This window comes from Arthrobacter sp. NPDC055585, from assembly GCF_053619115.1.
The window spans coordinates 627,955-647,036 of record NZ_JBSHIT010000001.1 but is presented as its reverse complement, the minus strand read 5'-3'; the positions used below and the strand labels follow the sequence as shown (position 1 = coordinate 647,036).

Here is a 19,082-nt window from a genome sequence, read left to right as displayed (position 1 = left end):
GCTAATGTCAATAGCCAAAGATTCTCAGGAGAACCCATGCCGACGCCGCAGCGCACTTCCCTTGAAGCCATCGTCGCAGCAGGCCGCGCCGCCCTGGAAGACGGCGGCCCCGAGCACGTCACCATGAATGCTGTGGCCGGCCGGGTGGGCGTCCGGGCTCCTTCGCTCTACAAGCGGGTCAGGGACCGCGATGCTCTGCTTGGCCTGATTGCCGCGGCCACGCTGGAAGACCTGCGGGAGCGGCTGCAGGGCCAGGACTCGCTGGCAGGCCTGGCCCGTACCTACCGGGCCTTTGCACAGGAGCATCCGGAAGAATTCCGGCTGATCCAGACGCGAACGGCCTCCGCGGAGGACCTGGCCAGGGCCAGCGAACCGGTCCTGGCTGCGGCGCGGGAGGCCGTGGGGGAGACCGATGCCCTGGAAGCTGCGCGGTTTATGACGGCGTGGCTGACCGGATTCATCACCATGGAACTGGCCGGCGCGTTCCGGCTCGGCGGGGACCTGGACCGGGCCTTCGAGTACGGAATCGGGCGGGTCGCAGCAGCCCTGGTGGGCTGATGCGGCTCCGCCCGCTTCCGCAGCCCCGACCCTAAATGCCCTCGCCCAGCTGCGGGCGTGCGCTGTAGGGGATCAGCGGATGCTCCGCCCGGGTCTTGATCTGCTGCACCACCCAGGAGTTGCCGTCCGGGTCCGAGAAACCGAACAGCGTTCCGCCGTCGCGCTCGTCCATGACGGTGACGTCGCTGGCCTCCACCCCGCGGGAGAGAAGCTCCTCGTGCGCGGCCTGGCCATCCGGAACCACCAGCTGCAGCCCTTTCAGGGAGCCGGGTTCCATCTGCTCCTCACCCGGCAGGCTGCCGATGACGATCGAGCAGCCCGAACCCGGGGGAGTGAGCTGGGCGAAGGCCATGTGCTCGTTGACGGTGTGGTGGTCCAGGTCGAAGCCAACCTGGTCGGAGTAGAACGCGATGCTGCGGTCCAGGTCGCTGACCGGTACGCGGATGACTTCCAGGGTCCAATCCATGGTTCCTCCAAAGGTGGGTCGTATGGCGTCAGGCTGTGGCGAACGCGAGCAGCTGCTCGAGCTTGTCATAGCCGGCGGCCATGCCCGATTCCATACCCGAGGACACGAAGTTATCCCGGGTCTGGACCGATGGGTAGACCGAATGTCCGCTGAGCCGGGACCGGCCGCCGGGCAGGTCCTCAAACCGCAGGAAATCCAGGCTTGCCTGGTCCGGATACCCCTCGTACTCGAAGGTCTGCAGGATGAATTCCCCGGGCCGGATGTTGTGGAAGACGCCGCGGAAGGCGTACTCGCCGTCGTCGTCGCTTTGGACAAACCGGTAGGAGCCGCCCGGAGTGGCCTCGAACGCATCGATCCGGGTCTCCAGACCATCAGGGCCCACCCACCCGGCATAGGAGTCAGCCGTGACGTGGGCACGGAAGACGTCGAGTGCCGGATAGTCGAACTCGCGGGTGTAGTCGATGTACGGGGCGCCGTCGGGAAGAGTGACTTCCAGTGCGTTGGTCATGATGCCTCCTGCGGAACATCGGTCCGGCTGCCAAGGAGCTCCTCCAGCCGGGAGTAGGAATCGGTCATGCCCTCCTCCATGCCGGAGGCGGCCATGCCGTCCCGCGCTTCCTGGGTGGGGTAGACGGAGTGCACGGTGATGCGGGTCCGCCCGTCACCAAGGTCCTCGAAGGTGTTGAATTCAAGGCTGACGACGTCGGGGTAACCGGAGAACTCGAAGGTCTGGATTGCGAACTCGTTCTCTCGGACGGTGTGGAAGATGCCGGTGAAGTCGTACGGGATGCCCTCGGGGCCGGTGTGTGTGTACTTGTAGGTACCGCCGGTGGTGAAGTCGTAATGGTCCATTTCCATCTTCGTGCCGCGCGGGCCGAGCCACTGGCTGACCAGATCCGGATCCGCGTGGGCACGGAACACGTCCGCCACGGGAAAGTCGATCTCGCGTGAGTAGTCGATGAAGGGGACGCCGTCGGGGACGGAGAGCTGCAGTGCGTTGGTCATTGCGGTTTGTCCTTTGCCTGCCGGCCGCGCTCGGCGGCCTGTTGATGGAGCACAGCATCAAGGCTGCGGAACTGCCCTTCCATGACCAGCCGGTACCGGTCAATCCACGCAGTCAGTGCCTCCAGCCGTGCGGGGTTCAGGTGGACGGGCCGGCGCTGTGCGTCACGGGTTCGCGTGACCAGCTGCGCCTGCTCGAGGACCTGGATATGCTTCGAAACCGCCTGCTTGCTGATTTCGAAGGGTTCGGCGAGTTCGTTGACCGTGGCGGGGCCCCGGGAAAGCCGGGCGATGATCCGCCGCCGTGCCGGATCGGCCAGGGCCAGAAAGGCCCGGTCGAGCAGGACGTCTTCTGGGTCTTCGTTCATCTGCGTGCCAACGTTCGCGTCGGTGTTATCCACTTGTTTGTTGATCAACCTTCCGGTTGATTACGAATGAAGGTACGCCCGTGAAGAACGTCCTGCAAGGGGTCGGGCTGAGAATTCCTGTGCCCGATCCGGGCGCTTTGTCCGGGCCATTCAGGAACTTCACAGGGGGCTCCCGGCGACGCAGCTGGGCTCGGGGAGTACCGTGGTTTCTTCCGGCTGGGCGCATACCTGGGCCCGCTGCAGCGGGAAAGGAAGGACCATGAGCTCAATGGATCACAGCCACACCGCCGGTGCACGGCATGAAACCGGATTCCACTGGCCCAGCCTCGCCTTGGGGCTGGTTCTGCTCCTCTTTGTTCTGGCGCAGGGCGAAGACAACGGAGCTCCCGGCTACGTGGGAATGGCGGGTCTGATCCTGCTTCTCACCGGCTTGTACTCGGCAGCGACGCGGCGCAGGTCATGGATGCGCTTGACCACCCGGACCGCCGCATGGATCGTGGCCGGTGCAGGAGCGGTGCTGATGCTTGGGGCACTGGTGCTGCGGCTTGCAGGTTTGTGACGGCGGGGCTTTTCCAGCGTTAATAAATGCGCGGCTACGCTGGCCGCATGCTTAATTATGAACGAATCGATCCGCCGGACGCCGCTGATGAGCGGGAAACCCTGAACGGATTCCTGGACTACCTGCGCGCCAGCGTTGTCCACAAGGCCCAGGGGCTCAGCGACGCCGACGCCGCACGCCGGGTGCTGCCCTCCCTGCTCACCGTGTCGGGCCTGCTCCGGCATCTCGCCGACGTTGAACGCTGGTGGTTCCGGGCGCAGCTGGACGGGCAGACCGGCATTCCCACCCGCTGGACCGGCGAGGATCCCGACGCCGAATTCCGCGTCACCGAGCAGGACAGCCTCGCCGAGATCATCGCTGATTACCAGGCTGCCTGCGCCGAGTCCCGCGAAGCCGCCGCACGCTACGGCCTCGATGACATGTGCAAAGCCGACTCCAGTGCCGGCCACAACCTGCGCTGGGTACTGGTCCACATGGTTGAAGAAACCGGGCGGCACTGCGGGCACCTGGACATCATCCGGGAACTGCTCGACGGCGTTACGGGGGAGTAGCGGGGCTTCCCGCCGATCCTTCGATCGCCCTCATCCAGCCTTGCCAACCACCGAATATGATGTTTGACACAACTGAACGTGTCGATGAGACTGTCTGTCCCGGACACCGTCCAAGGCGCTTATGCCCCGGTCCCTCCCAGTCTCCGATAGGCCTGTGCCTATTAGAGGAAGGACAACAACGATGTTGCAGACCCTCTCCAGGCCCATCAGCCGTTTCGTAGAGCGATGGCTTCCCGGCTCTCTGATCCTGGCAGTCATCCTGACCGGAATCGTCGGCATTATGGCATTGACAATGACCGACGTCGCTCCTGACGAGCTGGTGCTCGGCTGGGGTGAGGGGCTGACCGGGCTGCTCTCATTCATGACCCAGGTGGCGCTGGTGCTGCTGCTGGGCTTCACTCTCGCCAATACCCGGCCGGTGCACCGGCTGCTGATCCGCGTGGCATCGGTGCCGAAAACGCCGCGGCAGGCCTACGGGTTCGTCACCATCATCGCGGGCATCGCCTCACTGATCAGCTTCGGTCTGGGACTGATCGTTGGCGGTGTGATGGCCGTTGAGGTGGCGCGCGCGGCCAGAAACCGCGGAATCAAGCTCCATTATCCGCTGCTCGTGGCGTCGGCCTACAGCGGATTTGTTGTCTGGCACATGGGTTACTCCGGTTCCGGGCCGCTGAACGCTGCGACAGAGGGCGGAGCATATTCGACGCTTCCCGGCGGCCTGGTCGACATCACCGAGACCACGTTCTCCTCCTGGAACATCATCGCCGCCCTGGTCACCCTGGTGGCCGTTGCGGGTGCCATGATGCTGCTGGCGCCAAAACAGCCCGAGCTGATTGTCGTCGCCCCCGACGACGTCTTTGCGGAAGGCGATGCTGCGGAGGCGGAGGCTGATACGGCCAAGTCCGCCGGCCGCCGGCGCGCCCGGAAGGCCGGCCCGGGGGCCGCGGCCGCGTCGAAGGAAGACATCCGCAAGACCCCCGCCGAACGCCTTGAAAACCTGCGTGTTTTCACTCTGGCACTGGGTGTGCTGCTGGGCATCTATCTGGTGCTGCACTTCGGGAACAACGGTTTCACCCTGACCCTGGACATCGTTAACTGGACGTTCCTGTGCCTGATCATGCTGCTGGTCGGCAACGCCCGCGAACTGGCCGATCTCATCGCCCGCGGCGGGCGCACCGTGGGTGAGGTGCTGCTGCAGTACCCGCTCTACGCGGGGATCATCGGCATGATGAGCGTCAGCGGACTCGTGGACATCATCAGCGAGTTCTTTATCAACATCTCCTCGCCTGCGACCCTGGGCCTGTGGACGTTCCTTGCCGCGGGCCTGCTCAACATGTTCATACCCTCCGGCGGCGGCCAGTTCGCCGTGATGGCACCGCTGTTCGCCAACGCAGCAGACGCGCTGGAGGTGGACCAGTCAGTGGTAATCATGGCGATTGCCTACGGCGACCAGTGGACCAACATGATCCAGCCGTTCTGGGCTATCCCGCTGCTGGCCGTCGCCGGGCTGAAGATCCGCGAAATCCTGGGCTACACGTTCGTCACCCTGATCCTGAGCGGCATTATCTTCGCCGGGACAATGCTCATAGTCGGCGCGGGGTAGACAGGACTACCCGGCGGCCCGTGCCTCGACGGCGCCGCCCGCTTCGGCCCAGCTGCGCGGACCGTTGGTGAACGCACCCCGGTAGGCGGCAGCCGGGTGCCGATCGTTGAGCAACGGTGCGCCAAAGAGCTTCTGCCGCAGCGGGCCTTCGGTGTATTCGGTCTGCGCGAGGCCGCGGTCCCGGAGTACCGGCAGAACCTTGTCCGCGAACTCTTCGAATGATCCGGGGAGTACCCAGTTCATCACGTTGATGCCGTCCACTCCGGCTGCCTGCCACAGTTCAATGGCATCGGCGATCTGCTCCGGCGTGCCAACGATGCGGCTGGCACGCGTCTGCCGGCCTGCGATGTCACCGACCACGGGCTCCCGGTCGGTGATCGACTTGGAGATCCATTCAACGAAACCCTTGCTGGTGTTCGAATCCACCTGCGAGAGCGGGGTTTCCGGCGGATAGACGCGTCCGGACTTGTCCACGATCGCCGCGTGGGCGGCATATCCGTCCACGCTTGCGTAACGGTCATATTCCCCGGCCTTTTCGCGTGCCTCGGCTTCGGTGTCTCCGATAACAAAGGACAGCCCCTGGAAGAACTTGATGTCCTCAGCCCGGCGGCCGTACTCCACGGCCTGCCGGCGGGTGTCGGCGATCTGCGCGGCAACTGTCTGCGGCGTCGGGGAACCAAGGAATACAGCCTCAGCGTTCCGGGCGGCAAAGGCGCGGCCCGACGCCGAGGACCCGGCCTGGAAGAGCAGCGGCGTCCGCTGCGGGGACGGTGAAGGCAGGTGGGGGCCCTCCACCCGGTAGCGCGCTCCCTGGTGGTAGATCTTGTGGACCCGGGCCGGGTCCGAGTACAGGCCGCGTTCCCGGTCCTTCAGCAGCGCGCCGTCGTCCCAGGATCCTTCCCACAGCTTGTACGCCACATCCACGTATTCCTGGGCCCACTCATAGCGTTCCGTGTGGTCCACGAGCTGCGGCAGGCCGAAGTTCCGCGAACCGTTGTCTCCGATCCCGGTGACGATGTTCCACGCCACCCGCCCGCCGGAAATGTGGTCGAGGGTGGACACCTGCCGGGCAAAGTTGAACGGATGGTTCTGCATGACGTTGGACGTCAGCGCCAGGCCCAGGTGCCTGGTGCTAACGGCCAGGGCGCCGAGGAGCACGGTCGGGTCATTGCTGGGAATCTGCAGGCCCTCCCGCAGATAGACGTCGAAGTCCGCATCGGCGTCCCCGTACAGGCCCGTCACGTCGGCGAAGAACATGGCGTCAAACTTGGCGGCCTCCAGCGTCTGCGCCAGATTGATCCAGGTCTCCACATTGTTGAACTCCACCTGGCCGGCATCCGGCCGGCGCCACTGGCCGTGGTGGATGTGCGAAGCGGTGTTCATGACGAACGCATTGAAGTGCAGCGGCTTGCTCATGGGATTCCTTTGGGGAAATGGTCGGGACGGTAAGCGTGCACCGATGATGGCAGCCGCCGCGGCACGGGCTGCAGGAACGTGACGCCGCGCTCCGGTGTATGGCGTTATGGGTCGAAACATTGCGTCTCCTGCGCAACGGAACGAAGCGCGGTGACACAACCTTGGAGCCCGGACGGGCGCTGCGCTGAACTGGGGCCAGTTCACGCCGGATGACCCGGTTCAGCTGCCCGTCCAAGGAGAAACCATGGCTTCCACTATCCGCCCCGTCCGGCACACCGCCGGAAAAGCTGCCGCTGCCGCTGCCGCTGCAGCGCTGCTCCTCACCGGCTGCAGTGCGGCCTCCGGGACCACCGGTGCCGGTACCGGTGAACGGGTGGACGGCGGCACCATCCGCTACGCCCACCTGCAGGAGGCACCGTGCATCTACGGCGGCTGGGTGCAGCAGGCCTACCTGTCGCGCCAGGTCCTGGATTCGCTGGTCTCCCAGACCGAAGACGGCAGCATCGTGCCCTGGCTGGCAGAGCAGTGGAGCGTCAGCGAGGACCAGCTGACCTGGACGTTCACACTGAAGGAGGGTGTGGCATTCACTGACGGCACACCCCTGGACGCCGCAGCGGTGGCCGCGAACTTCGACTACTGGGTGTCCGGAGGCAACGGCACGGTGGCGGCCTACATCGGCGACTACTACGAGTCGGCGTCGGCCGTTGATGCCACCACAGTCCAGGTGAAACTCTCCGCACCATATGCGCCGCTGCTCTCCGCCCTCAGCCAGGGCTACTTCGGCATCCAGTCACCCACAGCCCTCACCGAACGCAGCGAACAGGAGAACTGCGAAGCGCCGGTGGGGTCCGGCCCGTTCACGGTGGGGGAGTGGAAGCGCGGAGAATCCGTCACGTTCCACAAAAACCTGGACTACGCGTCCGCGCCGGCCAATGCCAGGCACCAGGGACCGGCGTACGTGGACAGCATTGTCTGGTCCTTCATCCAGGACAACACCTCGCGGTTTGGTTCGCTGGCCAGCGGGGAAACCGATGTGATCGGAGAGGTCCCCACCGTGGACTTCGAAACCGCGAAGGCTGCCTTCAATCTCCAGCAGTACATCACGCCCGGCCGGCCGGTCACCCTGTCACTGAACACCGTCAACGGCCCGTTCACGGACACCGCCGTGCGGCAGGCATTCGCCTACAGTGCCGACCGCAAGGCCGTGGTGGACTCGGCGTTCCTCGGCGTCGTGCCGTTCGAGGGCAACGGAACGGTCAGCCAGAGCACCCCGGGCTACAACCCGGACGTGGCCGATGACTACCCCTATGACCAGGACAAAGCCAATGCCCTGCTCGACGGCGCCGGCTGGGGTGAGCGCAACGCGGACGGTGTGCGGGTGAAGGACGGCCAGGAACTTGAAATCGACATTGTCTTTGGCCTGAACTCGATTGTGACGGCGGAAGGAGTCACCGCCCTGCAGAACCTTCAGGCGCAGGTGAAACCGGTGGGCTTCAAGGTCAACCTGATTCCGGCGACGCAGTCGGACCTGTTCGGCGGCACCTACTCCGTTCCGGAGAGCTACGACGCACAGCTGGGGTATTGGACCAGTCCCACAGCTGGAATCCTGCACATCAACTTCCGGCAGAACCTGCCCGAAAGCCCGAACTATTCCAACACCACCTTCTACAACAATCCGGAAATTGAGGACCTGATCCTGCAGGCCAACTCTGCGGCCACCCCGGAGGAAGCCAATGCCTTCTACGCACAGGCCCAGCAGCGGCTCAGCGACGAAGCGGTCGCGGTGGGCCTGTACACCCAGACCGCCTCAATCGCCGCTGCCCCGAACCTGCAGGACGTCTGGCTCGAAGCCTCCCAGGGCGAGCCGGTCTTCCACGACGCGTACTTCACCAAATGAGAATCCTGCGCAGGCTGCTCGGTGCCGCGGGGGTGCTCTGGGCTGCAGCCACCTTCACCTTCCTGATCCAGGCACTGCTGCCGGGAGACCGTGCCACCCTGCTCCTGAACCAGCTCACCGGGCAGATCCAGGAACGCACGGCCGAGGAACTGGCACCGGTCAACGCCAAGTACGGGTTCGATGATCCGCTGCCCGTGCAATACGTGAACTTCCTCAAGGGGCTGGCAACCGGGGACCTCGGGGTGTCCTACCAGCTGCACAAGCCGGTGACGGAGGTGATTCTGGACCAGGTGGGACCGACCATCCTGCTGACCTTCGCCTCCCTGCTGGTGGCCTGGGTTCTGTCCCTGGCCATGATCATCGGTACGGCCCGGCGCAGCCGGGTCCTCTCCGCGGTGTCCTCCGGCATCGAAGCGGTCGCGGCTGGACTGCCGCAGTACTGGCTCGGTGTGATCCTGCTGGTGGTCCTGGCCCTGAATCTCGGGCTGTTTCCCGTGGTGGGAGGCACCGGACTGGCCGGACTGATCCTTCCAGCACTGACCCTGGGCATACCGCTGGCAGGGTTCCTGGGCCAGGTCACCCGGCGCGAGTTCGAGAAATCCCTGGACCAGCCGTTTATCCTCTCTGCCCGGATGCGGGGCATGGGCGACACCGCGGTTCGCCTGCGGCACGCACTGCGCCATTCGGTGCTGCCGGGTGTCACCCTTTCCGGCTGGGCGCTGGGATCACTGTTCTCCGGCGCGGTGATCGCCGAGAACATCTTTACCCGTCCCGGACTGGGCAAGGTGCTGGTGACTGCGGTGAACGCACGTGACCTGCCGGTGGTCTGCGGGATCGTCATCCTCATTGCTGCCGTCTATGTCCTGGCGAACCTGCTGGTGGATATCGCCTACACCCGAATTGATCCGAGGTTGAAGACCGCATGAGCACAACACAGCTTCCCGTCCCCGGCCCACCCCTTACGAGTCCGGCCCGGACCCGACGGCTGCCGCGGATCCCGCCTGCGCCTGCGCTCGCCGCCGCGGTCCTGGCCTTCTTCCTGCTCGCGGCGGCCGCACCGTCGCTGCTGGCACCGGGGGATCCGTTGGCCATCGACCTGGGTGTCGCACTCCAGACGCCGGGCTGGCCGCACCCGTTCGGCACTGACCAGTCCGGACGCGACCTCTATACCCGGGTGGTCTACGGAACCCGGGAATCGCTGCTGATCGGCCTGGGCGCCACCGCGCTGGCGATGGCAGCGGCAGCGGTGCTCGGCGTCAGCGCCGGACTTGGCGGCCGGTTTGTGGACGGACTGATCAGCCGCGGTCTGGAAGTGCTGTTCGCCTTCCCGGTACTGCTGCTCGCAATGCTCTTCGTGACCATCTACGGAGCCAGCGTCACCACCCAGATCGTCGCCGTCGGGCTGGGCACGGCACCCGGGTACGCCCGCATGATCCGCGGCCAGGTGCTGGCCGTGCGGACCTCGGGCTACGTACAGGCGGCCCACGCGCTGGGACACAGCAGATGGGACGTCCTGCGCCGGCATGTCTTCCCCAACGCGATGCGGCCGCTGGTCGCCGTGCTGACCCTCGGCGTCGGGCAGTCAATTGTCTGGGCCTCTGGGCTGGCCTTTCTGGGACTCGGCGTGGCCCCGCCCTCACCGGAGTGGGGTGCCCTGCTGGACGCCGGACGCATGTTCATCACCCGCGCCTGGTGGCTGGAGGTGATGCCAGGCCTGGCCATTGTGTCCGTCGCGCTGGCCGCCACCTCGCTGGGCAACTACCTGCAGCGCCGACTCGAAGGAGCATCCGCATGAGCACCATCCTGGCCGACCAGCCACTCCACACCCTGCAGGCACCGGACACCGGGCTTCTGCTCGACGTCCGCAACCTGTCCGTTTCCTTCGCCACCGGATCCCGCCGCGGTGCCCCTGTCCGGCCGGTGGTCCGGGACGTTTCCCTGTCCCTCGGGGCCGGGCAGTGCCTGGCGATCGTCGGGGAATCCGGCTCCGGCAAGTCCGTAACCGCCCGGACCCTCGCCGGACTGCCGGGGGCAACCGCAGCCGTGCAGGCGGAGCGTCTGCAGGTGGCAGGGCACGACGCCGCCGCGCTGGGAGAGCGGGCCTGGCGTTCGGTGCGCGGCAAGGACATCGGGTTCATCCTGCAGGATGCACTGGTCTCGCTGGATCCGCTGCGGCCGGTGGGCCGGGAAATCGAGGAGGCGCTGCGCCTGCACGGCTGGGGCAACCCGAGGACCCGTTCCGCCAAGGCGGTTCAGCTGCTGGCCAGTGTGGGCGTCCCCCAGCCGGAGCTGCGGGCCCGCCAGCGGCCCGATGAGCTTTCCGGCGGGCTGCGGCAACGGGCACTGATCGCCTCGGCGATCGCCCTCGACCCGCGGCTGGTGATCGCTGATGAACCCACCACTGCCCTGGACGTCACCGTCCAGGCGCAGATCCTGGCGCTGCTGGGGGACATGTTACGGCGGGGCACCGGGATCATCCTGATCAGCCATGACCTCTCCGTGGTCGCGGCTTTGGCGGACACAGTGGCGGTGATGCAGGGCGGGGCAATCGTGGAGCAGGGACCCGTAGAGCAGGTGCTGCACAGTCCCCAGCATGAGTACACGAAAGCCCTGCTGGCAGCCGTTCCCTCCGAACATACCCGGGGAACCCCGCTGGCTCCGGCGGCCAGGGAACGGACGGCGGCGGCAGGACGGCGGATGCGCCCAGCCACCGGAGCCGGAGCCGGGCCCGGCTCTGCAGCGGGTGCCGCGGCGCCGGTGCTCTCCGCGCGTGACCTGCGCAAGGAGTACCGGGGACCGGACGGGGTGCGGCGCGCCGTCGTCGATTCCGTGTCCTTTGACCTGCACCGGGGGGAAACCCTGGGCATCGTCGGCGAGTCCGGTTCGGGGAAATCCACCACCGCCCGGATGGCGCTGGCACTGGAGGAGCCCGATGCCGGGGCGGTCCTGCTCGACGGGCAGCCCTGGTCTGCGCTCAGCACGGCGGCGCGGCGGCCGCGGCGACGCCTGGTCACCGCGGTGTACCAGGATCCCCTGAGCTCCTTCGACCCGCGCTGGAACGCGGAACGGATCCTGCTCGATGCGCTGTCCCCGGAGGACTTTCCGGACCCGGCAGACCGGAAGGCGCGGGCCGCGGAACTGGCCGGCCAGGCGGGGCTGCAGCTCGAGCATCTGGGCAAGCACCCGCTGCAGCTCTCCGGGGGCCAGCGCCAGCGCCTGGCAATAGCCCGCGCACTCGCGCCGGAGCCCGACGTCGTCGTCCTGGATGAGGCAGTCTCGGCGCTGGACGTCTCAGTGCAGGCGCAGGTCCTGGACCTGCTCACAGAACTGCAGCAGGAACTTGGGCTGGCGTACCTGTTTATCTCGCACGACCTGGGCGTCATCCACCACATGAGTGACCGCGTCCTGGTGATGAAGGACGGCAGGGCGGTGGAGACCGGCACCGCCGAGGAGATCTTCAACCGGCCACGCGAACCGTATACCCGCGAACTGCTCGCGTCACTGCCGTCCCTGGGACCCGGCACGGCGCGGCCTGCGCAATCTGATGGAGGCACACTGTGAGTACTGCATTGACTCAGGCACGGACCGCGGCCTGGACCGGGGAGGAGGCACTGGCGCATTTCCAGCCGGTCTTTGACCGGATCCGTGCCGGGGCGCTGGAGCGGGAAGCCGGGCAGCAGCTGCCGTATGAGCAGATCGGCTGGCTGCGGGATGCGGGGTTTGGCAGGCTGCGGCTGCCGGTAACCGACGGCGGGTACGGCGTGAGTGTGCAGACGCTGGTGCTGCTGCTGATCCGGCTGGGCAGCGCCGACTCGAACCTGGTACAGGCACTGCGCGGACACATTGGCTTCACCGAGTCCGTGCTGGCGCACCCGGACGATGCTTACCGGAAGTTCTGGATCGCCGAACTGGCAGCCGGGGCCCTGGTGGGGAACGCGGAGAGTGAGAAGACCGGAAGTTTTGCCGAACAGGCCACCACGGTAAGCCGGGACGCGAACGGCCGGCTGGTGCTGAACGGCACCAAGTACTACACCACCGGCTCGATCTTCGCCGACTGGATCCTGGTCAGTGCCGCAGCGGGGCCGGGAGTCCTGGAGAGTGCCGGGACGTCCGGGGCTCAGCTGGTGACCGTTATGGTCCGTACCGGAGCGCCCGGGGTTGAGATCCGGAACGACTGGGACGGGTTCGGGCAACGGCTCACCGGGTCCGGAACCACAGTCTTCACCGGCGCTGAGGTGGAAGCCGGTTTTGTGGTGGAACGGACGCTGGAGCCGACGGCGGTGCACGCGGTCTATCAGCTGGTGCACCTTGCTGCGCTCGCCGGCATCGCGGGCGCAGCGCTGGAGGAGTCAGCAGCTTTTGTCCGGAGCCGGCAGCGGAACCTTTTCAACCCGCAGGTTCCGCCGGCGCAGGATCCAGTAGCGCTGCAGGTCATCGGGGAGGTCTTCGGGACGGTGCGGACACTGGAGCCGGCGGTGCTGGCAGCAGCGCAGTCGGTTGACGAGGCCTATGCAGCTGCACCGGACACGGTCCGGGACGCCCTGGCCCGGGCGGATGCCTGCGTCTTCGGGGTGCAGCCCACCGTGATCCGGCTGGTGCTGGAAGCAGTGTCCCGGATCTTTGAGGTAGGCGGAGCGTCGGCCACATCCACCAGCCGGCAGCTGGACCGCCTCTGGCGCAACGCCAGGACGATTGCCTCCCACAACCCTGCAACCTACCGGCAGCAGTTCGCCGGGGGATACGTGCTCAACGGAACTCCTCCCGGGGACGCACTGCTCCGGCTTCTGACGGAGCCCTGAACCGGAGGCATACCCCTCTAAGCCGAATAACCCCTTAACGGAACGGCTCCCCAGCCATGGCCAGGGAGTCGTTCCAAGGTCCGGCCGATGAACCTACTGGTCCCGGCCAAGTGGACCTGTTCTGGTCCCGCCTTAAGGAACCACTTTCAGTAAAACACCGCGCACCCGGGAGGGAACCCCTGGCCCGGAACTTTTTCAGCCGATTTCCGCCGCAGAACGTTTCCGCAGGTCACCGAGCCATGCCGGCGTGCGCGAACGTGATAAACACAATGCATGGCAACTACCGCATTTAAGCAGAACCCCGTCCACACCTCCGGTGAGCTTCCCGCCGCCGGAACCTCCGCCCCTGCCTTCGCGCTGGTCGGAACAGACCTGTCCGAGGTATCCAGCGAGGCCTTCTCCGGCCGCCGCGTGGTCCTGAACATCTTCCCCAGCGTGGACACCGGCGTCTGCGCTGCCAGTGTCCGCCGCTTCAACGAGATTGCATCCGGCCTCGAGAACACGGCCGTGGTGTGCGTGTCCAAGGACCTGCCGTTCGCGCTCGGCCGCTTCTGCGGTGCAGAGGGCATCGACAACGTGGTGGCCGCATCTGCTTTCCGCAGCAGCTTCGGCGAGGACTTCGGCCTGATCCAGAGCGAAGGTCCGCTTCAGGGCCTGCTGGCCCGCGCCGTCGTCGTTCTTGATGCGGACGGCACCGTGCTGCACTCGCAGCTTGTTCCCGAAATCACCACCGAACCGGATTACGACGCCGCCGTGGCAGCTCTCAGCTAGCCTCCGCCGCTGCATCGGGGCCCGTTCCGCATTCCGCGGGGCGGGCCCTGCCTGTGGGTAACACAATCCGGAGCCATACCCGGTTTGGCTAGGATAAAGACAGGCGGCTTCCATTTGGGGGACGCAGTCTCTAGAACACCACAACACGTTTATTGGGGGAACATCATGGACAGGGACCAGAGCCGGCCGGAAGACGGCACGGGCATCGAGCCGCCGGAGGGGCAGGAGGCGCCTCAGGGGATGCCTCAGCCGCCGGAAACTCCGCAGCCGCCGCAGGCCCGGGAGGCCGAGAGCAGCCAGCCTGAAGCACCCGGTTCAGCGCAGGAAAACCCGGGACAGAACCAGGACAACGCCGTCCCGGAGACGAACCCGTACGGCGGGTTCGCCGCGCCTTCAGGATTCTCAGGGCCTTCCCTGCCGTACACGAACGACGCGGAAGCGCCCGCTCCGCGGTACAACCCCTATGCCCCGGTTCCCGGCGGGCCAGCCAACGATCAGGGGCCGGCTTCCGGCTACCCCAGCTACCCGGGTTCCGGTCCGTCCGTCGGCCAGGGCGGGAATTCCGGTTATCCGGGTCAGACCGGCCAACAGAGCCAGCAGGCCCAGCAGGCCCAGCCGGGCCAGCCGGGCCAGCAGGGTTACCCGGGCTATCCCGGCCAGCAGGGCTACCCGGGCCAGTCCGGGTACCCCGGATACCCGGGCCACCCGGGCCAGCCGGGCTACCCCAGCTACGGCCCGCCGCCCTCCACCCCCGGGAAGGGCCTGGCAATTGCTGCACTGGTGCTCGCCATTCTGGCACTGATGATCTGCTGGATTCCGTTCTTCAACGTCGTGGCCTTCCCGCTGGCGATCGTCGCGCTGGGTCTGGGGATCCCCGCCCTGGTCAAGGGCATCAAGGCCCGCAACGTGTCCAAGCCGCTGTCCATCGCTGCGCTGTCCGTGGCCGGCGTGTCCCTCATTGCGGCGATCGTGGTGAACACCGTCGTCGTCGACTCACTGCAGGACGCGGGTCTCTGGGAAGCTGAATCCGAGGTGGGTACCGAAATTGGCGGAGAGTCCTTCGAGGAGTTCATCGAGGGCTCTGAGGAGCTCTCCGAAGCCGAGAAAAATGACTACACTTACGAGTACTCAGAAGACTTCATCGCGGAGATTGTTGCCGCACCGGCCAGCGCCGCGGGTGAAGAAACGACGGTTGGCGACTACACCGTCACCCTCACCGAACTGGACCGGGATGCCACCGCAGAGGTCCTTGACCGCGCACCTTCCGCCGGGGATCCGGACCACAACTACGTGATCGCCCGGTTCAGCGCCGTCTACAACGGCGAGGGAGAAGGCCGCCCCTGGCTGGACCTCGCTCCGGAGTTCGTGGGATCAGACAACCGGATCTACACCGTCCTGGGCTGCACCGTGGAGCTGAGCATGCGCGGAGCTGATCAGGACCTGCTCAGCAAGGGCGACTCGGTGACCCATGAGATGTGCTTCGACGTTCCGGACAGCGCTCTGGGCGAAGACAGCCGGCTGGGCCTGCGCATGATCCTCGCTGTGGACGCCGAGGACGTTTACTGGCGCCTGCCGTAACCCGCACATAGAAACGGTCCCGCGGCTCAAAGCCGCGGGACCGTTACCGTCTCAGGGCCGGCTACCGCGAGGAGAACGCGGCGTCGAACGCGGCGTCGGGCGGATCCATGGCCAGGGAACGGACAAAGGCCAGAGCCTCCGGGGCTCCAACCAGCCGGTCCATCCCGGCGTCTTCCCACTCCACCGAAATGGGGCCGTCGTAGCCGATGCTGTTGAGCATGCGGAAGGCGTCTTCCCAGGGCACATCACCGTGGCCGGTGGAGACAAAGTCCCAGCCGCGGCGCGGATCAGCCCAGGGCAGGTGGGACCCGAGCCGGCCGTTCCGCCCGTTGGTCATCCGCTTCTTCGTGTCCTTGCAGTCCACGTGGTAAATCCGGTCCTGGAAGTCCCAGAGGAAGCCCACCGGGTCCAGGTCCTGCCACACGAAGTGGCTGGGATCCCAGTTCAGGCCAAACGCCGGACGGTGGCCGATCGCTTCGAGGGCCCGGACAGTCGTCCAATAGTCATAGGCGATTTCGCTGGGATGGACTTCGTGGGCGAACCGGACACCTACCTCGTCGAACACATCGAGGATCGGGTTCCACCGGTCCGCGAAGTCCCGGTAGCCGGCCTCGACGGCGTCGGCTGAGACCGGCGGGAACATCGCGACGTACTTCCAGATCGAGGAACCGGTGAAGCCCACAACGGTCTTTACGTCCAGGGCAGCGGCCAGGCGGGCAGTGTGTTTCATTTCCTCGGCCGCGCGCCGGCGGACCCCCTCGGGATCGCCGTCGCCCCAAACCTGGTCGGACAGGATGTCCCGGTGCCGCTGATCAATCGGGTCGTCGCAGACGGCCTGGCCCTTGAGGTGGTTGGAGATGGCGTGGACCTGGAGGTTGTACTTCTCCAGGATGTCGCGGCGGCTCTGGACGTATCCGTCCTCATCCCACCGCCAGGGATCAAGATGGTCGCCCCAGCAGGCGATCTCCAGTCCGTCGTAGCCCCACTCGGACGCGAGCCGGGCCACCTCCTCAAACGGCAGGTCGGCCCATTGGCCGGTGAACAACGTAATCGGTCGTGACATGGCAGGCTCCTTCGCCTAGTGGTTGGGTGGGGCCTTAGCCCACCGGGGTCCAGATGCTGGATTTGGCGGCGCTGCGGGTCACTGAGTCCAGGACTTCCTGGACCTGCAGGCCGTCAGCGAACGACGGCGAGGGCTGGCTCCCGGAGGCCACGGCGTCCACGAAATCGCGTACCTGGTGAACAAAGCCGTGCTCATAGCCCAGTGAATGTCCGGGCGGCCACCAGGCGCTCACATAGGGATGAACGGGTTCGGTGACCATAATGCGGGTGAAACCCTGCCGGTCAAGAGGCGCGGTGAAATCGTAGAACTCCAGGAAATTCAGGTCCTCCAAATCGAAACTGAGTGCACCGCGTGTGCCGGAGACTTCCAGCCGCAGCGCGTTTTTGCGTCCCGTGGCCATCCGGGTGGCCTCAAAGGTGGCCAGCACCCCGTCTTCGAAGCGGCCGGCAAACAGCGCGACGTCGTCCACGGTCACTGCGCCGCGGTCCGTGCCGGTGCCCCGCGGGCCGCCCAAACCTCCGTCGGTACCGGTTGAATCCGGCAGCGGACGGCTGTCAACCAGGGTCTCCAGGGTGCCGCTGACTTCCGCGAGCTTGCGTCCGGTCACGTACTGGGCGAGATCGATGATGTGGGCGCCCAGGTCACCCAGTACTCCGGATCCTGCCTTGTCCTGTTCCAGGCGCCAGGACAGCGGTGCGTCCGGGTCAACCAGCCAGTCCTGCAGGTAGGAGGCACGGACCTGGCGGACGTCGCCGATCGCGCCTCCGGCCACCAGATTGTGCGCATGCGTGGCGGCGGGCAGCCGCCGGTAGGTGAACCCGACCATCGCCTGGACGCTGGAGCGTGCGGCCCGGGCAGCGGCGTCGGCCATTGCACTGGCCTCCTCCACGGTGTTGGCCAGCGGCTTTTCACAGATCACGTGCTTGCCGGCGTCCAGCGCAGCGATGGCGATTTCAGCATGTGAGGAACCGGGGGTCACGATGTCGACGACGTCGATGTCATCCCGTTCCAGCGCCCGGCGCCAGTCCGTGGAACTCTCCTGCCACCCCCATTTGCCGGCAGCGGCTGCGGTGCGTTCGGCATCGCGCCCTAACAGGAGGGCCATTTCAGGCTGCAGCGGAAGGTCGAAGAACCGGGGTGCCACCCGCCAGGCCTGGGAATGCGCTGCCCCCATAAACCCGTGTCCCACCAGTGCGATCCTCAGCGGTTTACTCATGTCTTTCTCCTAGCTGCCGCGGTTCCCGCGGCGGGAATGGTTCCTGGACTCCGCCCGGCAGGGCGACCCGGGTTGGCCGGGACGCCCTGCAGCAGACGGATCTAGGATTCGAACGCAGTGGGCAGGTACTTATCCACGTTCTCGCTGGTGACCACCGGCGCGTACAGGACCACGCGGTTGGGGACTTCAATCTCCACCAGGTCGCTCATGGCCTTGTCCTGCACCAGCAGGCGGGCCAGACGGATCCCGTCTGCAGCCTGGGTGGAGGGATAGATGATGGTTGCTTTCAGCACGCTGTCACCGGACTGGATCTCGCGCATCGCGTTGGCTGATCCGGCGCCGCCCACCATGATGAACTCATCGCGGCCGGCGGCGTCGATGGCGGCCAGGACGCCGATGCCCTGGTCATCGTCGTGGTTCCAGAGGGCGTCGATCTCCGGAGCTGCGGCGAGCAGCTGGGACGTCGCTGCTTCACCGCCCTGGACGGTGAAGTCTGCAGCCACCCGGTTGCTGACTTCCAGGCCGCAGCCCTCGAGCGCATCCTTGAAGCCGGCGCTGCGGTCCTGGGTGAGGGGCAGGGAATCAATGCCGGCGATTTCAGCGACGACTGCGTCCGGCTGGTCTCCCACCTGCTCGCAGATGTACGTGCCTGCGCTGACGCCCATGCCGTAGTTGTCGCCCAGGACGGTGGTGCGCGCTGCGAACGGGCTGGAGAACTCGCGGTCCACGTTGATGACCGGGATCCCGGCTTCCATCGCCTGGATGGCCACCGATGTCAGGGCCGCGCCGTCCGTGGGAAGCAGCACAATCGCGTCCACGCCCTCGTTGATGAACTGTTCCACCTGGCTGATCTGCAGGTTGGCGTCATTGGTCCCTTCCGCCACGCGGAGCTCCACATCCGGGTACTTCTCCGCTTCGGCCAGTGCCGCGGAGTTGATCGCTCCGAGCCAGCCGTGGTCTGCAGCCGGTCCGGAGAAGCCGATGACGACGGTGTCGCCCTCGGCCTCGTTTCCTTCCACGGAGTTATTCGTCGGTTCGCTGCTGGTTTCTCCGCCGCTGGAACATCCTGTGAGGACGAGCCCGCCGACGGCGATAAACGCCGCGGTGGTTACGAGCTGCCTCCGGCCCGTCATGCGCAGTGCCTGCATGGTTTTCTCCTCTGTTGATGATCTTTCCTTCTCCAAGAGGCCAGCCGGCACCTGAAATGCCCCGCACCTCGTCGTGATGGGCGTCAC

General features: G+C 66.2%; 18 protein-coding genes and 1 pseudogene. 11 read left to right on the top strand and 8 right to left on the bottom strand.

Features of this window, described 5'->3' with window-relative positions:
* Window positions 1-36: 36 nt before the first annotated feature.
* Entirely contained in the window at window positions 37-558 is a 522-nt protein-coding gene (locus tag ACWGQ2_RS02785) for a TetR/AcrR family transcriptional regulator (RefSeq protein ID WP_452014095.1), read from the top strand.
* A 31-nt stretch (window positions 559-589) separates the two neighbouring features.
* Here ACWGQ2_RS02785 and ACWGQ2_RS02780 read toward each other — a convergent pair whose 3' ends face one another.
* The 4 genes and pseudogenes from ACWGQ2_RS02780 to ACWGQ2_RS02765 all read right to left on the bottom strand — a co-directional run.
* Window positions 590-1,024 carry a VOC family protein gene (locus ACWGQ2_RS02780; protein ID WP_452014093.1) on the bottom strand — a complete coding sequence of 145 codons (435 nt, stop codon included), beginning with the start codon at window positions 1,022-1,024 and terminating at the stop codon, window positions 590-592.
* A 28-nt stretch (window positions 1,025-1,052) separates the two neighbouring features.
* Window positions 1,053-1,532, bottom strand: a complete 480-nt coding sequence (locus ACWGQ2_RS02775; protein WP_452014091.1) for an SRPBCC family protein — start codon at window positions 1,530-1,532, stop codon at window positions 1,053-1,055.
* A complete protein-coding gene (locus ACWGQ2_RS02770; protein WP_452014089.1) occupies window positions 1,529-2,029 on the bottom strand; it encodes an SRPBCC family protein in 501 nt (166 codons plus the stop codon). The genes ACWGQ2_RS02775 and ACWGQ2_RS02770 overlap by 4 nt, the downstream gene beginning before the upstream one ends.
* Before the next feature lie 47 nt (window positions 2,030-2,076).
* Window positions 2,077-2,394 (bottom strand): annotated as a pseudogene (locus tag ACWGQ2_RS02765) (ArsR/SmtB family transcription factor); the annotation flags it as partial.
* Window positions 2,395-2,653: 259 nt separating this feature from the next.
* Here ACWGQ2_RS02765 and ACWGQ2_RS02760 point away from each other — a divergent pair.
* The 3 genes from ACWGQ2_RS02760 (at window position 2,654) to ACWGQ2_RS02750 (ending at window position 5,107) form a co-directional block, all read left to right on the top strand.
* A complete protein-coding gene (locus tag ACWGQ2_RS02760) occupies window positions 2,654-2,953 on the top strand; it encodes a hypothetical protein (RefSeq protein WP_452014087.1) in 300 nt (99 codons plus the stop codon).
* Window positions 2,954-3,000: 47 nt separating this feature from the next.
* Window positions 3,001-3,504: a DinB family protein gene (locus ACWGQ2_RS02755; protein ID WP_452014085.1), complete on the top strand. Its 504-nt coding sequence runs from the start codon at window positions 3,001-3,003 to the stop codon at window positions 3,502-3,504.
* A 181-nt stretch (window positions 3,505-3,685) separates the two neighbouring features.
* On the top strand, window positions 3,686-5,107 hold the full coding sequence (locus ACWGQ2_RS02750) for a short-chain fatty acid transporter (protein ID WP_452014083.1): 1,422 nt from the start codon (window positions 3,686-3,688) through the stop codon (window positions 5,105-5,107).
* Between the two features lie 6 nt (window positions 5,108-5,113).
* Here the strand turns inward: ACWGQ2_RS02750 and ACWGQ2_RS02745 are convergent, their stop codons facing one another.
* The gene (locus ACWGQ2_RS02745; protein WP_452014081.1) at window positions 5,114-6,523 is read right to left on the bottom strand and encodes an LLM class flavin-dependent oxidoreductase; all 1,410 of its coding nucleotides are present in this window, start codon (window positions 6,521-6,523) and stop codon (window positions 5,114-5,116) included.
* A 244-nt stretch (window positions 6,524-6,767) separates the two neighbouring features.
* Here ACWGQ2_RS02745 and ACWGQ2_RS02740 point away from each other — a divergent pair, with 244 nt between their 5' ends.
* The 7 genes from ACWGQ2_RS02740 to ACWGQ2_RS02710 all read left to right on the top strand — a co-directional run bounded on the left by ACWGQ2_RS02740 (window position 6,768) and on the right by ACWGQ2_RS02710 (window position 15,568).
* Complete coding sequence (locus tag ACWGQ2_RS02740; RefSeq protein ID WP_452014079.1) at window positions 6,768-8,420, top strand: ABC transporter substrate-binding protein; 1,653 nt, start codon at window positions 6,768-6,770, stop codon at window positions 8,418-8,420.
* Complete coding sequence (locus tag ACWGQ2_RS02735) at window positions 8,417-9,346, top strand: ABC transporter permease (protein WP_452014077.1); 930 nt, start codon at window positions 8,417-8,419, stop codon at window positions 9,344-9,346. Before ACWGQ2_RS02740 ends, ACWGQ2_RS02735 begins: the two co-directional genes overlap by 4 nt.
* Entirely contained in the window at window positions 9,343-10,215 is an 873-nt protein-coding gene (locus ACWGQ2_RS02730; RefSeq protein ID WP_452014075.1) for an ABC transporter permease, read from the top strand. Before ACWGQ2_RS02735 ends, ACWGQ2_RS02730 begins: the two co-directional genes overlap by 4 nt.
* A complete protein-coding gene (locus tag ACWGQ2_RS02725; RefSeq protein ID WP_452014073.1) occupies window positions 10,212-11,981 on the top strand; it encodes a dipeptide ABC transporter ATP-binding protein in 1,770 nt (589 codons plus the stop codon). Before ACWGQ2_RS02730 ends, ACWGQ2_RS02725 begins: the two co-directional genes overlap by 4 nt.
* Window positions 11,978-13,219 carry an acyl-CoA dehydrogenase family protein gene (locus ACWGQ2_RS02720; protein WP_452014071.1) on the top strand — a complete coding sequence of 414 codons (1,242 nt, stop codon included), beginning with the start codon at window positions 11,978-11,980 and terminating at the stop codon, window positions 13,217-13,219. Before ACWGQ2_RS02725 ends, ACWGQ2_RS02720 begins: the two co-directional genes overlap by 4 nt.
* Window positions 13,220-13,492: 273 nt before the next feature.
* Window positions 13,493-13,990 carry a thiol peroxidase gene (gene tpx, locus ACWGQ2_RS02715; protein ID WP_452014069.1) on the top strand — a complete coding sequence of 166 codons (498 nt, stop codon included), beginning with the start codon at window positions 13,493-13,495 and terminating at the stop codon, window positions 13,988-13,990.
* Window positions 13,991-14,155: 165 nt separating this feature from the next.
* Entirely contained in the window at window positions 14,156-15,568 is a 1,413-nt protein-coding gene (locus ACWGQ2_RS02710; protein ID WP_452014067.1) for a hypothetical protein, read from the top strand.
* A gap of 61 nt (window positions 15,569-15,629) precedes the next feature.
* Here ACWGQ2_RS02710 and ACWGQ2_RS02705 read toward each other — a convergent pair whose 3' ends face one another.
* The 3 genes from ACWGQ2_RS02705 to ACWGQ2_RS02695 form a co-directional block, all read right to left on the bottom strand.
* Window positions 15,630-16,631 (bottom strand): sugar phosphate isomerase/epimerase family protein, encoded by a 1,002-nt coding sequence (locus ACWGQ2_RS02705; protein WP_452014065.1) that lies wholly within the window; start codon window positions 16,629-16,631, stop codon window positions 15,630-15,632.
* A gap of 34 nt (window positions 16,632-16,665) precedes the next feature.
* Entirely contained in the window at window positions 16,666-17,847 is a 1,182-nt protein-coding gene (locus ACWGQ2_RS02700) for a Gfo/Idh/MocA family protein (RefSeq protein ID WP_452014063.1), read from the bottom strand.
* 101 nt (window positions 17,848-17,948) lie between these two features.
* Entirely contained in the window at window positions 17,949-18,995 is a 1,047-nt protein-coding gene (locus ACWGQ2_RS02695) for a substrate-binding domain-containing protein (protein WP_452014061.1), read from the bottom strand.
* Between the last annotated feature and the right edge of the window lie 87 nt (window positions 18,996-19,082).

Excerpts from the sequence above, each read along its gene's own strand:
- ACWGQ2_RS02770 (WP_452014089.1), bottom strand. The coding sequence starts at position 2,029 with ATGACCAACGCACTGCAGCTCTCCGTCCCCGACGGCGTCCCCTTCATC.
- ACWGQ2_RS02740 (WP_452014079.1), top strand. The coding sequence starts at position 6,768 with ATGGCTTCCACTATCCGCCCCGTCCGGCACACCGCCGGAAAAGCTGCC.
- ACWGQ2_RS02725 (WP_452014073.1), top strand. The coding sequence starts at position 10,212 with ATGAGCACCATCCTGGCCGACCAGCCACTCCACACCCTGCAGGCACCG.
- ACWGQ2_RS02710 (WP_452014067.1), top strand. The coding sequence starts at position 14,156 with ATGGACAGGGACCAGAGCCGGCCGGAAGACGGCACGGGCATCGAGCCG.
- ACWGQ2_RS02695 (WP_452014061.1), bottom strand. The coding sequence starts at position 18,995 with ATGCAGGCACTGCGCATGACGGGCCGGAGGCAGCTCGTAACCACCGCG.
- ACWGQ2_RS02755 (WP_452014085.1), top strand. The coding sequence starts at position 3,001 with ATGCTTAATTATGAACGAATCGATCCGCCGGACGCCGCTGATGAGCGG.
- ACWGQ2_RS02750 (WP_452014083.1), top strand. The coding sequence starts at position 3,686 with ATGTTGCAGACCCTCTCCAGGCCCATCAGCCGTTTCGTAGAGCGATGG.
- ACWGQ2_RS02745 (WP_452014081.1), bottom strand. The coding sequence starts at position 6,523 with ATGAGCAAGCCGCTGCACTTCAATGCGTTCGTCATGAACACCGCTTCG.
- ACWGQ2_RS02785 (WP_452014095.1), top strand. The coding sequence starts at position 37 with ATGCCGACGCCGCAGCGCACTTCCCTTGAAGCCATCGTCGCAGCAGGC.
- ACWGQ2_RS02775 (WP_452014091.1), bottom strand. The coding sequence starts at position 1,532 with ATGACCAACGCACTGGAAGTCACTCTTCCCGACGGCGCCCCGTACATC.
- ACWGQ2_RS02760 (WP_452014087.1), top strand. The coding sequence starts at position 2,654 with ATGAGCTCAATGGATCACAGCCACACCGCCGGTGCACGGCATGAAACC.
- ACWGQ2_RS02735 (WP_452014077.1), top strand. The coding sequence starts at position 8,417 with ATGAGAATCCTGCGCAGGCTGCTCGGTGCCGCGGGGGTGCTCTGGGCT.
- ACWGQ2_RS02705 (WP_452014065.1), bottom strand. The coding sequence starts at position 16,631 with ATGTCACGACCGATTACGTTGTTCACCGGCCAATGGGCCGACCTGCCG.
- ACWGQ2_RS02730 (WP_452014075.1), top strand. The coding sequence starts at position 9,343 with ATGAGCACAACACAGCTTCCCGTCCCCGGCCCACCCCTTACGAGTCCG.
- ACWGQ2_RS02700 (WP_452014063.1), bottom strand. The coding sequence starts at position 17,847 with ATGAGTAAACCGCTGAGGATCGCACTGGTGGGACACGGGTTTATGGGG.
- ACWGQ2_RS02780 (WP_452014093.1), bottom strand. The coding sequence starts at position 1,024 with ATGGATTGGACCCTGGAAGTCATCCGCGTACCGGTCAGCGACCTGGAC.
- tpx (WP_452014069.1), top strand. The coding sequence starts at position 13,493 with ATGGCAACTACCGCATTTAAGCAGAACCCCGTCCACACCTCCGGTGAG.